At 63.9% G+C, this 15,711-nt stretch carries 8 protein-coding genes and 2 riboswitches; of the genes, 6 read left to right on the plus strand and 2 right to left on the minus strand.

Translation table 11 applies throughout. From position 1 onward, the window contains the following. Nucleotides 1-140: 140 nt before the first annotated feature. Together nicT and cycA are read right to left on the minus strand one after the other, a co-directional pair. Entirely contained in the window at nt 141-1,226 is a 1,086-nt protein-coding gene (gene nicT / locus OS914_RS04580; RefSeq protein ID WP_476375311.1) for a Nickel transporter NicT, read from the minus strand. A gap of 437 nt (nt 1,227-1,663) precedes the next feature. After that, nucleotides 1,664-3,157: a D-serine/D-alanine/glycine transporter gene (cycA, locus tag OS914_RS04585; RefSeq protein WP_267544893.1), complete on the minus strand. Its 1,494-nt coding sequence runs from the start codon at nt 3,155-3,157 to the stop codon at nt 1,664-1,666. Nucleotides 3,158-3,366: 209 nt separating this feature from the next. After that, nucleotides 3,367-3,467, plus strand: a riboswitch (glycine riboswitch). After that, a riboswitch (glycine riboswitch) is annotated at nt 3,468-3,564 on the plus strand. It abuts the riboswitch before it with no gap. A gap of 52 nt (nt 3,565-3,616) precedes the next feature. On the opposite strand from cycA, the gene gcvP reads away from it, so the two are divergent. The 6 genes from gcvP (at nt 3,617) to OS914_RS04615 (ending at nt 15,608) form a co-directional block, all read left to right on the plus strand. Next, the gene (gene gcvP / locus OS914_RS04590; RefSeq protein WP_267544894.1) at nt 3,617-6,604 is read left to right on the plus strand and encodes an aminomethyl-transferring glycine dehydrogenase; all 2,988 of its coding nucleotides are present in this window, start codon (nt 3,617-3,619) and stop codon (nt 6,602-6,604) included. Nucleotides 6,605-6,609: 5 nt separating this feature from the next. Further along, on the plus strand, nt 6,610-7,767 hold the full coding sequence (gene gcvT / locus OS914_RS04595; RefSeq protein WP_267544895.1) for a glycine cleavage system aminomethyltransferase GcvT: 1,158 nt from the start codon (nt 6,610-6,612) through the stop codon (nt 7,765-7,767). A gap of 58 nt (nt 7,768-7,825) precedes the next feature. Next, entirely contained in the window at nt 7,826-8,209 is a 384-nt protein-coding gene (gcvH, locus tag OS914_RS04600) for a glycine cleavage system protein GcvH (RefSeq protein ID WP_267544896.1), read from the plus strand. Nucleotides 8,210-8,361: 152 nt separating this feature from the next. Continuing rightward, nucleotides 8,362-9,759, plus strand: a complete 1,398-nt coding sequence (locus tag OS914_RS04605) for an L-serine ammonia-lyase (RefSeq protein ID WP_267544897.1) — start codon at nt 8,362-8,364, stop codon at nt 9,757-9,759. Between the two features lie 328 nt (nt 9,760-10,087). Then, nucleotides 10,088-11,530, plus strand: a complete 1,443-nt coding sequence (locus OS914_RS04610; protein WP_267544898.1) for a lipase maturation factor family protein — start codon at nt 10,088-10,090, stop codon at nt 11,528-11,530. Nucleotides 11,531-11,741: 211 nt separating this feature from the next. Then, nucleotides 11,742-15,608 carry a PKD domain-containing protein gene (locus tag OS914_RS04615; protein ID WP_267544899.1) on the plus strand — a complete coding sequence of 1,289 codons (3,867 nt, stop codon included), beginning with the start codon at nt 11,742-11,744 and terminating at the stop codon, nt 15,606-15,608. The last annotated feature ends 103 nt before the right edge of the window (nt 15,609-15,711 follow it).

A 15,711-nucleotide genomic window follows, 5' to 3' on the forward strand; every position in this document is an offset into this window, starting at 1 on the left:
AACTCATCCGGCTCGCCGCAGCCAAGACCTACTCCCAAGCACCCCACGCAGCATGACACTTTCGCGAGCACATTAGATGAGGCACGCAGGAATCATTTGGCGAGCATATTGACATGAGGCACCACGGAGGTCTTGGCCGGTCAGGATCCGGCGCTGTCCGTTGCTCCCGGGCGCAGCATCCCGTTGGTCCATTTTTCTTCGATCCGGCCGAACTTCCAGATGCCGACGGCGACGATCCAGGCGAGTACGAAAATGCCCACGATAGCGTAACCGACGTCGTTCAGGTCCAGACCGCCGATGGCCGCCAGCGGACCGGTCCGAATCCCGGTTTTGTCCACCAGGATGGAGATGAGCTCGATGGAACCAATAATCAGTGCCACGGCCACAGAGAGTCCGGTGATCACGAGGTTGTAGTAGATCTTGCGGATGGGCTTGGAGAACGCCCAACCGTACGCGAAGTTCATAAAGCATCCGTCCAGCGCGTCGAGCAGGCTCATCCCGGCGGCGAAGAGAACCGGCAGGGTGAGAACGGCATACCACGGCAGCGAAAACGCAGCCGCACCACCGGCGAGCACCAGCAGGGAAACTTCGGTCGCTGTGTCGAACCCGAGACCAAAGAGCAGGCCGACGACGTACATCTGCCACGGGCGGGTAACCAGCCGGTTCACGCCGCCGAACAACCGGTTCATCAGGCCGCGCTTGTTCAGCTGTTCCTCCAGCGCCGGCTCATCGAGCCGGCCGTGCCGCATCTGGCGGAAGATTTTCACAATGCCCAGCAGGATCACCAGATTTATGATCCCGATGATGTAGAGAAAGATCCCCGACACGCCGGTCCCGATAATTCCCAGCACCGTGCGCAGGGTGGAGGAATCGTAATCCATCTGGGCAGCCAGGGCCCGCACGCCCATGGCCAGCAGCAGACACAGGCCAAAGACGATGCTGGAATGCCCTAAGGAAAACCAGAACCCGACGGACAGCGGTCTTTTTCCATCATTCATCAGCTTGCGGGTGGTGTTGTCAATGGCAGCAATGTGATCGGCGTCGAAGGCATGCCGCAGGCCCAAGGTATAGGCGGTTAGGCCCAGGCCGAGCCCGAAAACGCCGGCCTGGCCCGGCTGCAGGTGTTCCGGTTCCACGATGCCCGCCAAGACGCCCCACCCCACCAGATGCAGGAGGGCCACGAAACCAGTCATTGAGGCGATCGACCCCCATTCCCGAAGAGTCAACGCCCGCCGGATGCGGCCGATCCTGGACCTCGCAGGCCGTTCCACGGTGCTCATCAGCGTGTTTTCATCGTGTTGCCAAACCAGGCACCGGCCGGTTGATGATGCTGTTCGCACATGCTGCAACTGTGCTCCTGCCACCGGTCGAGATGCAATGCTCTGTCCCGAAACCTTGGCGACGTTGCTGGTGCAACAACAACGCATCATCGACTTTGCCGCCGGCATGCGGCCAGGAAGCGGCAGTGTCAGTGCTCATCTGTTGTACCCCAAGCGCCCGGGGATAAAGTGAAATGCGCACACTCGGCACCGGGAACGAGTCTTAAATGAGTCAGCAGCAAGCCGGCAACAACCAGCGGGCAAGGCGGCAGACCGGCACTGGTGGCGAGTAGGCGCGTAGTGGCGTCACCAGTGCCGGCCGCTGGGGATGAGGCGAAAGTAACTCAGTTCCCGCCGGGCGCCTGAGCGTCTGCGAGAGCTGTCTTATCCGACTGCAGCTGCTCCTGGAATCGGGCGTACCGTGCGAGGTGTCCGGGCCTGCGGCGAATAATCAGCCATGCCACCGCCAGGAGCGCAAACCACAGCGGTGTCACCAGCAGGGCCTGCAGCGTGTCCGCCTGCTGGGTAAGGGCCCAGAGTATGAAAGCGAAAAAGGCCAGCACCACATAGCACATCACAACGCCGCCGGGCATCTTAAATTTGGATGCCGTATGCAGATGCGGCCGCCGTTTACGGAAGACCAGATAGCTGACCAGAATGATGGTCCAGACGAACATGAACAGCAGGGCCGAGATGGTCGTCACGACCGTGAAAGCCTCGATGATGGATTGACCCGCGTACAGCAGCACCACGCCCGCGAGCAGGAACATGCAGGAGAAAATGAGGGCGTTGGCCGGAACATGGTTGCGGGTGAGTGTGCCGAACTTCCGCGGAGCGTCACCCTCCTGCGCGAGCCCGAACACCATCCGCGACGTGGAGTAGATACCGGAATTTGCCGATGAGGCCGCGCTGGTGAGCACCACGAAGTTGATCATACCGGCGGCAATGAGCAGACCGGCCAGCGAAAACATGGCTACGAACGGGCTCTTCTCCGCCGTGATCTCGCGCCACGGAGTCACCGAAATAATCACAATCAGGGCCACAACGTAGAAGAGCATGACGCGGACCGGAATGGAGTTAATGGCCTTAGGCAGGTTCTTTTCCGGGTCCTTGGCCTCGGCCGCGGTGGTTCCGACCAGTTCAATGCCGACAAAGGCAAAGACGGCAATCTGGAACCCTGCCACAAAACCCATCGGCCCGGTGGGGAAGAGACCGCCGTCGCTCCACAGATTCGTAAAGCTGGCCTGCTCGCCATTGGGCGCCTGAAAAGCGGTGAAGATCATTACCAGACCCACGATGATCAGCGTGACGATGGCAACGATCTTGACCAGAGCGAACCAGAATTCCGTCTCCCCGAAGGCCTTAACCGTCGGGAGGTTCAGCCCCAGCAAGACCGCGATGGCGGCAAGCGCCGGGATCCACAGCGGAACAGCGGGCCACCAAAACCGCACGTAGCCGGCGATCGCAATGATGTCCGCGATGCCCGTGACAATCCAGCAGAACCAGTACGTCCAGCCGGTGAAGAATCCCGCCCACGGGCCAAGCAGATCTGCGGAGAAATCGCTGAAGGACTTGTACTTGAGGTTGGAGAGCAGCAGTTCCCCCATGGCACGCATGACGAAAAAGAGCATGAAGCCAATAATCATGTAGACGAAAATGACCGAGGGGCCGGCAAGGCTGATGGTTTTCCCGGAACCCATGAACAGCCCGGTGCCGATGGCGCCGCCGATGGCGATCAGTTGAATGTGCCGGTTGGACAATGAGCGCGTAAGGTGCGGGCCTTCCGCGGCCGGCTCAGGCGCGCGGACCGGCTGTTGAACCGTCGTACTTTCAGACATGGAACTTCCCTCTTAAAATATGGATAAAGCGCGCCACAAAGGCGGCGTTCGTCGGGCTTGCCCGGAGTTGATGTTGCCGCTTTGGCCGCGGCTGCCTGGGGTTTTCAGTGTGTTGTCTCTCACGCAATAAAGTCAAACTCGCGCCGCTTTGGCCCGCGGCTGTGCATCCGGTAGACTCGTGAGCCGAATCACCATAATTTAATAGCCTTCGAACTGCGGCGGGAGAGTCCTGCCGGTGTAACACCCAGTAGGCGCCGTAGGAGCAAATCCTCCCCAGGAATCTCTCAGGCACCTGTACCGCTGCGGCGAGGCAACTCTGGAAAGCAGTCAGGCGAAAGCCCGGACTCACCGACGGTGCAAGCGGAATCTCCCGCGGAAACTCTCAGGTCCAATACAGAGCGGGGAGGAACTCGGTCCGCATCTGGCGTCTGTTGGCGTCGGCCAACCTTGGAGTTCCTCATGACGGTTCAGTCCTCGCCCACTAATTTCGCCGACCGCCACATTGGCGCACGCCGGCAATCCGACATCGATACGATGCTCAAAGCCATTGGCTACGACAGCCTCGAGGGCCTGGTTGATGTGGCCCTGCCGGCGAGCATCCGGCAGGCCAAGCCGCTTGCCCTGGCGCCGGCGCTGACCGAGGCCCAAACGCTGGCCGCCCTGCGTGGGATTGCCGGCAAAAACAGGACCGCCGTACAGATGATCGGTCAGGGCTACTACGACACCCTGACGCCGGCGGTGATTCGCCGCAACATCCTGGAAAACCCGGCCTGGTACACGGCCTACACGCCGTACCAGCCGGAGATCTCGCAGGGCCGGCTGGAGGCCCTGCTCAACTTTCAGACCATGGTGGCAGATCTCACCGCGCTCCCTGTGGCCAACGCGTCGTTGCTCGATGAAGCCACCGCCGTGGCCGAGGCCGTGCTGCTGATGCGCCGGGCCAATAAGGCACCGGGTTCCGGAGCCGGTAAAACGGTGCTGGATGCGGACCTGCTGCCGCAGACGCTGGCCATCGTGCTGGGCCGCGCCCAGGCACTGGATTTCGAGGTGGAAGTGGCAGACCTGTCGGCCGGACTGCCGGAGGGCGCCATCAACGGGATTGTGCTGCAGCAGCCGGGCGTGTCCGGTCGCGTTTTCGATTACGCCCCGGTCATCGCTGCCGCCAAGGACCGCGGTGCCATGGTCACTGTGGCCGCCGACCTGCTGGCGTTGACCCTGATCGTCGCGCCGGGGGAGCAGGGTGCGGACATTGCCGTCGGCACGGCCCAGCGTTTTGGCGTTCCGCTGTTTTTCGGCGGCCCGCACGCGGCCTACATGGCGGTCCGCAAGGGTCTGGAGCGTTCGCTGCCGGGCCGCTTGGTGGGGGTTTCCAAGGACGACGCCGGTCTGCCGGCCTACCGCCTGGCGCTGCAGACCCGTGAGCAGCACATCCGCCGGGAAAAGGCGACCTCCAACATCTGCACCGCGCAGGCCCTGTTGGCCATCGTCGCGAGCATGTATGCGGTGTATCACGGCCCGGACGGCCTGAAAGCGATCGCCGAGCGCACCCACGCCCATGCCCGCACCTTGGCCGCGGCCCTGACATCCGCCGGCTTCGAGCTGGTCAGCGAGTCATTCTTCGACACGCTCACCGTCCGCGTCCCGGGCACGGCAGCCGGCATCATTGCCGACGCGGAGCAACGCGGCATCAACCTGCGCGTCATCGATGCGGACACCGTGGGCGTCTCGACGGATGAAACGACGACGGCGGCAACCATCGCCGCGGTCGCGGCCGCCTTCGGCGCCACAGCCGGTACCGAAGCCGGAACCACCAGCGGCACCGCAGCGGCCGGCTTTGAGCTGCCCGCCGACGTCGTCCGTACCTCCGGTTATCTGACCCACCCCGTTTTCCACAGCCACCGTTCCGAAACCGCGCTGCTGCGCTACATGCGCCGGCTCAGCGACCGGGACCTGGCGCTGGATCGCACCATGATCCCACTGGGCTCGTGCACGATGAAGCTCAATGCCACGGTGGAGATGGAGCCCATTTCGTGGCCGGAATTCGCCTCCATCCACCCGTTCGCGCCGGATTCACAGACCGAGGGCTGGCGGGAGCTGATCGCCGATCTGGAACAGAGCCTGGCGGAGATCACCGGCTACGATCAGGTCTCGATCCAGCCCAACGCCGGTTCCCAGGGCGAACTCGCAGGCCTGCTCGCCATCCGGGGCTACCATCGGTCCCGCGGAGATGAGCAGCGCCGGATCTGCCTGATTCCGGCCTCCGCGCACGGTACCAACGCGGCCTCCGCCGTGCTCGCCGGGATGAAGGTCGTCGTAGTCGCCACCGCTCCCGACGGTAGCATCGACCACGCTGATCTGCAGGGCAAAATCGACGCCAACAAGGACACCCTGGCGGCGATAATGATTACCTACCCGTCCACGCACGGGGTGTTCGACGACGACGTCCGGCTGGTCTGCGACGCCGTGCACGCCGTCGGCGGCCAAGTCTACATCGACGGCGCCAACCTTAACGCGCTCGTGGGACTGGCACAGCCGGGCCAGTTCGGTGGCGACGTCTCGCACCTGAATCTGCACAAGACGTTCTGCATCCCGCACGGCGGCGGCGGCCCCGGCGTTGGGCCGGTGGCAGCCAAGGCACACCTGGCCCCGTTCATGCCCGGCGACGCGGCAGCGGCCCTGAACTCTGCCGCGAGCGGGCTGAGCGGCGCTGGCAGCGCCGGGTCCGCCAGTGCGGGGGTGCCGATTTCGGCGTCCCGCTTTGGCTCCGCCGGGGTGTTGCCGATCTCGTGGGCCTACGTGAAGCTGATGGGCGGGGATGGTCTGACCGAGGCGACCAAGTCGGCGCTGCTGGCGGCCAACTACGTCGCATCCCGGCTGAACGAGCACTTTCCGATTCTCTATACCGGCACCGGCGGCTTGGTGGCGCACGAATGCATCCTGGATCTGCGTGAGCTGACAGCCCGCACCGGAGTGAGCGCCGAAGATGTGGCCAAACGCCTGATTGACTATGGTTTCCATGCTCCCACCCTCGCCTTCCCCGTTGCCGGGACCCTGATGGTCGAGCCCACCGAGTCGGAGGATCTAGATGAAATGGACAGGTTCATCGACGCGATGATCGCCGTCAAGGGCGAGATTGATCAGGTGGCCGCCGGTGATTTCACTGCGGAGGAGAGCCCGCTGCGGAAGGCTCCGCACACAGCGGCCGCCGTTGTTACCAGCAGTTGGGACCGTAACTACAGCCGCGAGCAGGCGGCCTTCCCGCTGGCTTCGCTCCGGACGGATAAATACTTCCCTCCGGTGGGCCGGATCGACGGCGCCAATGGAGACCGCAACCTTATCTGCTCCTGCCCGCCGATCGAAGCCTTCGAGGACGCACCCGTCGCTTCGGAGGAAGAGTCCTCCACAGCGGCGCCCACTGCAGCAGCCACATCCACAGAGAACCGGTGACGATCATGACCGAAACAGCTGTTTCCCGACACACTGCCCTCTACGACGAGCACGCCAAGCGGGGTGCATCCTTTACCGACTTCGGCGGCTGGCAGATGCCGCTCAAATACAGCAGCGAACTCGCCGAGCACCACGCCGTGCGGAAAGCGGCCGGGCTCTTCGATCTCTCCCATATGGGCGAAATCAACGTCACCGGCCCGGATGCCGGAGCGTTTCTGGATTTTGCTCTGGTGGGGAAGCTCTCCGCCGTTGCGGACGGCAAGGCAAAATACTCGCTGATCTGCAACACCGATGGCGGCATCATTGACGACCTGATCAGCTACCGCCGTACCTCGGACAGCTACCTGGTGGTGCCGAACGCGGGGAACGCCGAGGTGGTGGCCCGGGAACTGGCTGAGCGCTCGGGCGGATTCGACGTCGTCGTGCAGGACCAGTCCGCAGCGACCTCCCTGATTGCCTTGCAGGGGCCGGACGCCGAGGCAATTCTGCTGACCCTGGTCCCGGCCGAACAAGCCGATACCGTGCGCGGTCTTAAGTACTATGCCAGCACCGACATCCAGGTGCACGCAGGCGGCGGCCTTGCCGACGGCGGCACGATGGACGTGCTGCTGGCCCGCACCGGCTACACCGGCGAGGACGGCTTTGAACTCTACATACCCAACGCCCAGGCCCCGGCCTTGTGGACGGCACTGCTGGCGGCCGGCGGCGAAGGGCTGGTCCCGGCCGGCCTCGCCTGCCGCGATTCGCTGCGTTTGGAGGCCGGAATGCCGCTCTACGGCAACGAGCTCAGCATGGACGGTGACCCGTATTCGGCCGGCCTTGGGCCCATCGTCGCACTGTCCAAAAAATCGGACTTCGTCGGGCGCCAGGCGCTGGAGGCAAAGAAGGCCAGCGGCGCAGGCAAAACCACCGGGCGCAGACTGGTCGGGCTGCAGGGAATGGGCCGTCGCGCCGGACGCTCTCATTACCCCGTCACACTGGACGGTAACGTCATCGGAGAAGTCACGTCCGGGGCGTTGAGCCCCACGCTCGGTTACCCGGTGGCTTTAGCCTACGTCGACGTCGAACACACCGTGCCCGGGACGGAGCTGAGCATCGATCTGCGCGGCAAAGCCGAGCCGTTCAAGGTCGTGGACCTGCCCTTCTACAAGCGGGAAAAGTAAACAAACCCGGCAGGCCGGGTTCCGGTTTACCTCAGCATTTTTAGCGAAAGAAGACAACATGACCAAGGTAATGCCCGGGCTGCAGTACTCCGCAGAACACGAATGGATCGCGCGGGATGGAGCCGGGCCCGCTACCGTGGGTGTGACCGCCGTGGCCACTGACGCCCTCGGGGACATCGTCTACGTTGATCTGCCAGAGGTGGGAGCCGCCATCACGGCCGGCGAACCGTGCGGTGAGATCGAGTCCACGAAGTCGGTTTCGGAACTCTTCGCCCCCGTCAGCGGCGAGGTAACGGAAGTCAATAGCGCCGTCGTGGACGATCCCGCCCTGGTCAATGGTGACCCGTATGGCCTCGGCTGGCTTTTCAAGGTGGACGTCAATACCGACGGCCCGCTGCTGAGCGCCGAGGATTACGCGGCAGCCAATGGCGGCGAGCTGTGAGCGCGCCGGCCGGAGCACAGCCAGTCACTGCGTCCCTGTCCCGGGACGTCGTGGAACTGACCGCCGTTGAAAACCACTCGGCAGGACTCCTGGCCTAGGCCAACGTGCCAGACCACCACGCATTTTTCCCCGTTTTCGGATAAGGACCAGTCATGGCAGTAGGAGTCTTCGATCTTTTCTCGATCGGCATTGGACCTTCGAGCTCACACACGGTGGGGCCGATGCGTGCGGCGGCTGTCTTCGCCGCCGAACTCTGCGCGCAAGGCATCGTGGGTGCTGTAGCGGGTCTGCGCGTGGACCTCTACGGTTCGCTGGCCGCAACCGGCAGGGGCCACGGAACCATGACAGCCGTTTTGCTGGGGTTGGAGGGCCGCGAGCCTGAACTCATCCTCCCGCAGGAAGTCCAGGACCGGCTGGCCTTCTTTGAGAGCCACGGCGAGGTGGACCTCTGCGGAGTGAAGACCCTCAGCTATGCGGTGGAGGACATGATCCTGCACCCGCTGACCGTGCTCGCCAGGCACACCAACGGCATGAAATTCCAGGTCACCGACACTGCAGGCGACGTACTCCACGAAGCCACTTTCTTCTCCGTCGGCGGCGGCTTCATTGTTCGCGAGGGTGAGGAAGACGCAGCGAAGCAGGAACTGGCGGATTCCAAGCAGCAGCTGCCCTACCCCTTCCGGACGGCCGTCGGGCTGTTGCAGCACTGCACGGCAACCGGATTGGGCATCAGCGGCGTCATGCTCGCCAATGAGTTGGTCAGCCGTTCCGAAACGGAGGTCCGCGACGGTCTGCTGCACATCCGCGACGTGATGGAAGAATCCAAGAACTCCAGCCTGCAGCGCACCGGCTTGCTGCCCGGCGGACTCAAGGTTCGCCGTCGGGCCCCCGACTGGCACGCGAGACTCCGGCTCGAGGACACGGACAGGGACCCGAAGTTCTGGCAGGAGTGGGTCAACCTGGTGGCCTTGGCCGTTAATGAGGAAAACGCCTCCGGCGGCAGAGTAGTCACTGCCCCCACCAACGGCGCCGCGGGCATCATTCCGGCCGTCATGTTCTATGCGACGCACTACACCGACGGCATGCGTGAGGGCACTCCGGAAGCAAAGGACGACGTCGTCGTGAAGTTCCTGCTCACCGCCGGCGCCATTGGGGTGCTGTACAAGGAGCAGGCCTCAATCTCGGGGGCAGAAGTGGGATGCCAGGGCGAAGTCGGGTCGGCTTCTTCAATGGCCGCTGGCGCGCTTGCCGAGGTCATGGGCGGGACGCCCGAACAGGTGGAAAACGCTGCCGAAATCGCGATGGAACACAACCTTGGTCTGACTTGTGATCCCATTGGCGGACTGGTCCAGGTCCCCTGCATTGAGCGCAACGCCATAGCCGCCGCGAAAGCGATCAACGCCGCCAAGATGGCACTGTGGGGGGACGGACAACATCGCGTCTCGCTGGATGAGGTCATCGTGACCATGCGCGAAACGGGCAAGGACATGAGTTCAAAGTACAAGGAAACGGCGATGGGTGGTCTGGCGGTCAACGTCGTAGAATGCTGAGCTGACGCGTCGCACCCAAGCTCTGGTTTCCATAAGCGCGCGCGTTGGGGCGCGGCTGCAACGTCAGGACCCGGCACGCGGATTTCCCGACTGCTGCGGATCTGCTGCTCTTCCATGAACTGCTCCGGGATGGCCTATATGGCCGGGATGCCGGGTCCACCGTGAAAGAGGCGAAGGCGGCTCATCGTCGACGGGGCGTTGGTGCCTTATCCGCCTGGTAGGGAGCGGCGTTGACCATCTTCGGTGACAACCGTAGCGTGGGGACTACCGGGATGGGTCGGAGGAATGCTCGCCCCATCCGGTCAGGTTTCGCCGGGGGCGGTTCAGCATGCAGGGATTGACCGATTGGCTTGGCGCCGACGGATACGGGTTTTCCCGTCAGGTCCTGCAGCGCGGTATCGCCGCGGTGTTCGTCATTGCGTTCCTCTCCGCCGTGGCCCAGTTCCCGGCTCTGCTCGGTGAGCACGGGCTGCTGCCGGCCCCGAGATTTCTGGCCCGCGCACCCCGGCGGAGCTATCCTTCACTTTTCCACTGGCGCTACTCGGATAACCTGCTCCTGGCCGTAGCCTGGACAGGCGCGATTTTGGCCTTTGCGCTGGTACTCGGACTGCCGCAGGTCGGTCCGCCGTGGATCCCGCTGCTGGTTTTCCTTTTCATCTGGGCGCTGTATCTGTCGATCGTCAGCATCGGCCAGACGTTCTACGGCTTCGGCTGGGAGAGCTTGCTGTTGGAGGCGGGGTTCATCGCGGCCTTCCTCGGGTCGGACGCCGTTGCTCCTCCGGTGACCATACTCTGGCTCCTGAGGTGGCTGGTCTTTCGGTTGGAGTTCGGCGCGGGCATGATCAAGATCCGTGGGGACACGGTATGGCGGGATCTGACCGCGCTCTACTACCACCATGAGACGCAGCCGATGCCCAACCCGCTGAGCAGATACTTCCATCACCTCCCCAAGCCGCTGCACCGCTGTGAAGTTGTGGGCAATCACTTCGCCCAGTTGATCGTGCCGTTCTTCCTCTTTGCCCCGCAGCCGCTGGCCAGCATTGCCGCGGCGATCATTGTTCTCACCCAGGCATGGCTGGTGCTGTCCGGGAATTTTGCCTGGCTTAACGTGCTCACCATGATCCTGGCGTTTTCCGCGATCAGCAACGACGCCGGGCACCTGGTGATTCCGGCGGTTCCGTCGGGGACCGCCGGGTCTGCGCAGTTGCCTGGCTGGTTCGCCGTCGTCGTACTGGCAGTGACAGCGTGGCTGATCGTGCTGAGTTATAAGCCGCTCCGCAATCTTTTCTCGCACCATCAGCTAATGAACGCCAGCTTTAACCGCTGGCATCTGGTGAACGCCTATGGCGCGTTCGGCAGTATTACCCGGGAACGGTACGAGGTGATTGTGGAGGGAACGGACGACGACGATCCGGACGAGGCGCGCTGGCGGGAGTATGAGTTCCGGGGCAAACCGGGGGATCCGCACCGAAGGTCGCGTCAATATGCGCCGTATCACTTACGGCTGGGCTGGATGCTGTGGTTCATGGCGTTGGGGTCGCCAAGCGATCACTGGTTTGTTCCCTTGCTCGGCAAATTGTTAGTAGCGGACCGCCGGACGCTGAAACTGCTGCGGACCGATCCCTTTGATGGTGCGGCTCCGCGCTGGCTCCGCGCGCGATTGTTCTCTTACCGCTTCTCCACGCGGGCGGAGCGGAAGGCCACCGGGGCGGAGTGGGTCAGGGAGCCCGCGGCCGTGCTGATGGCCCCGGTGTCCCTGCGTCGAAGGTAATCCGTGCCTGGCATAACGTTCGAACGGCGAAGACTGTGCGGCCAGGATACTTGCCGTGGGTTGGGAAACTACTTATTGAGCTGGAATCCCGGAGCGCGGATACTGCTTGGCAGTGGGTCGGAAAACTGGTCCTACACCAAATAGCGTGCGCTGGTGCGCGGGAACCGAGACTTTGGGAACCCAAGACACCGCGGCGCGGAAGGTTGGCGTGATGGCGACTACGGGAATACATTCAGCGCGGATCCCGAACCACTTGGGATCCAAATCCCGGGCGCCGCATCGGGCCAGCCACGGATGGATAGCCCTGATAGCCGCCCTCACGCTGATCCTGGCCGTCCTCGTCCCTGCGGCGCCCGCGGGCGCGGTCCAACGAGGAAACCAGTCGACGGTGGTCAGCGCCGATGCCGCGCGCTGGACGCCACATGTACTCGACGGCTATGTATCGGGTTTTGCTGAAACCGGCGGACTGGTGGTCGCCGTCGGCAACTTCAGTTCTGTTCGCAGTGCGGTCGACGAGACCCCGATCGCACGCACCAATATCTTCGCCTTCAAAAACAACACCGGTGAGATCACAGCCCTGAACGTTGCCGTCAATGGGGAGATCATGGACGTTCTGGCTGTCGGTGACGGCCAGAATGTCTGGATCTCCGGCTCCTTCAGCCAGGTCAACGGCTCCAAGGCACGCAGCATTGCCAAAATCAATGTTTTTACCGGTGCACTTGACGTGTCATTCGCGGCTCCGGCTTTTGACGGGCGGATCAACCAGCTGCTTCTGCGCGGGGATCGCCTTTATGTGACCGGACGCTTCTTGACCGTCGGCACGACCGCAACCACCTATTTGTCGGCGCTGAATCCTTCCACGGGCGCTGTGTTCGCCGATGTGCGCATGGATATCAATACGCCACGAACGACTCAAACCGATGCTTCGATCCAGCGCGCCGATATCACCCCGGACGGTCGGCGCCTGGTCGCCATCGGCAATTTCACCATCGTTAACGGGCAGACACGCGCCATGATTTTTACCGCTGATCTGACGACATCGCCACCGACCCTGACCAACTGGTCCACGGACCGGTTCACCGCAGACTGCAGCCAGCAATTCGACAGTCAGATGCGCGACGTCGATATTTCACCGGACGGAAGTTATTTCGTGGTGGGCACCACCGGTGGCCCCCACCCGGGAAAACTCTGCGACACCGCCTCACGCTGGGAACTCGGAACTGAGGCTCCCCAGTCCCAGCCGACATGGGTCAACTACACCGGTGGCGACACCATCACGCGGGTCGCTGTGACGCAGACTGCTGTCTATCTCGGCGGCCACTTCCGCTGGTTGAATAATCCGGCCGGCAGTAATTCCATGGGTCCGGGCGCCGTTGTCCGCACCGGGTTGGCCGCGATCGATCCGCGCGATGGCATGCCCACCACCTGGAATCCGACGCGCGCCCGCGGTTATGGCGTCTACAGCTTCGTGGCCACGGACAGCGGCCTCTGGATCGGCAGCGACACCGACCGCATCTCCAACTCCCAGTATCACGGTCGACTGGCCTTCATGCCGATCAAGGGTGGCTTCGCGATGCCGGCGGACGACGCCGGACGGCTGCCGACCAGCGTGTTTTCGGCCGGCGCAGCCAAAGACGACCGCGGGGCGGCTCTGCCTGGCACAGCCCTGATCCGCCGCGAATTCAGCGGCACGGAGGTGACCTCATCCTCGATAGTGCCTTCTGCACAGGACTGGGCGCTGGTCCGGGGTCTGTTCATGGTAGACGGCGTCCTCTATTCCGCCCGTTCTGACGGCACCTTTCAGCAGCAGACCTTCGACGGAGCGGCACTCGGGACTCCGACGGTGATCAATCTCAACGGCCTGATCGATTTCCCCACCGAGCTAGGCACCATGACGGGGCTGTTCTACGACCGGGCCACGGCGCGGATCTACTACACGCTCGCGGGCAACAACAACCTGTACTACCGGTATTTCGAAACGCAAAGTGGCATTCCGGGTGCAACACGCTTCACTGCCTCTGCCAGCCTTCCCGGGTTGACTTTCTCAGATGCCCGCTCGATGTTTCTTGACGGCACCCAGCTCTACGTCGCCTCGTCCACCGGCGGCCTTAGCCGGTGGGACTGGAACCCTGGGTCCGGTGCGCCGGTGGCGGGAAGCGGCATCGTGGTTTCGGGTCCGGCACTGGACGGCGTGAATTGGACTGCGCGGGACACCTTTGTCTTTGCCGGCAGCGCACTCGTGGCGCCTGCTGCTGCGGCAGCTAACCAACCGCCGTCGGCCGCGTTCTCCACGGCGGCGACCGATCTTGAGCTGAAAGTGGACGGGAACGGCTCCAGCGACCCGGATGGTCCGATCAAGTCCTATGCCTGGTCCTTCGGCGACGACAGCACGGCAGACGGTCCCACCGCCTCGCACATCTACCAGGCAGCTGGTCGGTACACAGTCTCCCTGACGGTTACAGACTTCCATAACGCCAGCGGCACGACATCCAAGACGTTCACTATGACTGCGCCGCCGGCCGCAGGCCTGGCTTTCCGTGCCGCGGCTCAAACGAATGCCAATAGCATGGTCCCGTCGGTGACGGTCCCGTCGTCGGTGCAGGCCGGGGATGGAACGCTGCTGTTCGTGACCGTCGGGGACGCGGCGTCCACGGTCGGGCCGCCGTCGGGCCCGGGCTGGCGGCTGGTCGCGTCGAAGTCCGGCAGCACCATGCAGACCCAGCTGTGGGCCAGGACGGCGCAGGCGGCCGACGCCGGATCGGTGGTGCAGGTGCCGATCAGCACGTTGGCGAAGTCCGCGGTGCAGTTGCTCGCCTACAGCGGCGTCACCGGACCCGCGTGGGTCGACGCCGCGGTGCCGGTCATTGACGGGACCACCGCGTCGGTCAGGACCACCCCTAAGGTGACCGCGGGTTTTTCCGGCAGCACCTTGGTCTCGTACTGGGCGAACAAGTCCAGTGCCGATAACGGCTGGTCCGCGGACCCGAGCGTGGGAGTACGGTCGCAGACAACGGGGACCGGCAGCGGCAGGATCACGTCGCTGGTTGGTGACACCGCTCCGGTCGGGGCCGGTGTCCGCGGCCAGGTCACCGCCACACCGCTGGCGACACCGGACACCAAAAGCGCCATGTGGTCCGTCATCCTGAACGCCGGATCGATGCAAACACCACCATTGGCAGCCAACCAGGCACCGTCGCCGTTCTTCACCGCAGCAGCCGCTGACCTCACCGTACAGGTGGACGCCAGCGGCTCCAGCGACCCGGATGGCAGCATAACGGACTATGCCTGGTCCTTTGGTGACGGAAGCACAGCCACCGGCGCGACGCGAACACATGTCTACTCCGCAACCGGAAGGTACACGATCACGCTGACCGTTACCGATAACGCCGGAGCCAGCGGGACGACCTCCAAGGTCGTCACGGTGACCGCCCCGCCGGCGGCAGCACCCGTCTTCCGTGCCGCGGCTCAAACGAATGCCAATAGCATGGTCCCGTCGGTGACGGTCCCGTCGTCGGTGCAGGCCGGGGATGGAACGCTGCTGTTCGTGACCGTCGGGGACGCGGCGTCCACGGTCGGGCCGCCGTCGGGCCCGGGCTGGCGGCTGGTCGCGTCGAAGTCCGGCAGCACCATGCAGACCCAGCTGTGGGCCAGGACGGCGCAGGCGGCCGACGCCGGATCGGTGGTGCAGGTGCCGATCAGCACGTTGGCGAAGTCCGCGGTGCAGTTGCTCGCCTACAGCGGCGTCACCGGACCCGCGTGGGTCGACGCCGCGGTGCCGGTCATTGACGGGACCACCGCGTCGGTCAGGACCACCCCTAAGGTGACCGCGGGTTTTTCCGGCAGCACCTTGGTCTCGTACTGGGCGAACAAGTCCAGTGCCGATAACGGCTGGTCCGCGGACCCGAGCGTGGGAGTACGGTCGCAGACAACGGGGACCGGCAGCGGCAGGATCACGTCGCTGGTTGGTGACACCGCTCCGGTCGGGGCCGGTGTCCGCGGCCAGGTCACCGCCACACCGCTGGCGACACCGGACACCAAAAGCGCCATGTGGTCCGTCATCCTGAACGCCGGATCGTGAGCGGCGTTTGAAGGCTATTCAGACGGCTACCGCACAGGCGTGGCTGCCGGGCCAGGTTTCGGGAGCCGGCATCCGGTGAGAGAATCGTCTCATGTGCCGCCCG

Source organism: Arthrobacter endolithicus (genome assembly GCF_026627425.1).
Taxonomy (GTDB): Bacteria; Actinomycetota; Actinomycetes; order Actinomycetales; family Micrococcaceae; genus Arthrobacter_M.

Coding starts and splice junctions, on each gene's coding strand:
- OS914_RS04615 (WP_267544899.1), top strand. CDS start 11,742: ATGGCGACTACGGGAATACATTCAGCGCGGATCCCGAACCACTTGGGA.
- gcvT (WP_267544895.1), top strand. CDS start 6,610: ATGACCGAAACAGCTGTTTCCCGACACACTGCCCTCTACGACGAGCAC.
- cycA (WP_267544893.1), bottom strand. CDS start 3,157: ATGTCTGAAAGTACGACGGTTCAACAGCCGGTCCGCGCGCCTGAGCCG.
- OS914_RS04610 (WP_267544898.1), top strand. CDS start 10,088: ATGCAGGGATTGACCGATTGGCTTGGCGCCGACGGATACGGGTTTTCC.
- OS914_RS04605 (WP_267544897.1), top strand. CDS start 8,362: ATGGCAGTAGGAGTCTTCGATCTTTTCTCGATCGGCATTGGACCTTCG.
- gcvP (WP_267544894.1), top strand. CDS start 3,617: ATGACGGTTCAGTCCTCGCCCACTAATTTCGCCGACCGCCACATTGGC.
- gcvH (WP_267544896.1), top strand. CDS start 7,826: ATGACCAAGGTAATGCCCGGGCTGCAGTACTCCGCAGAACACGAATGG.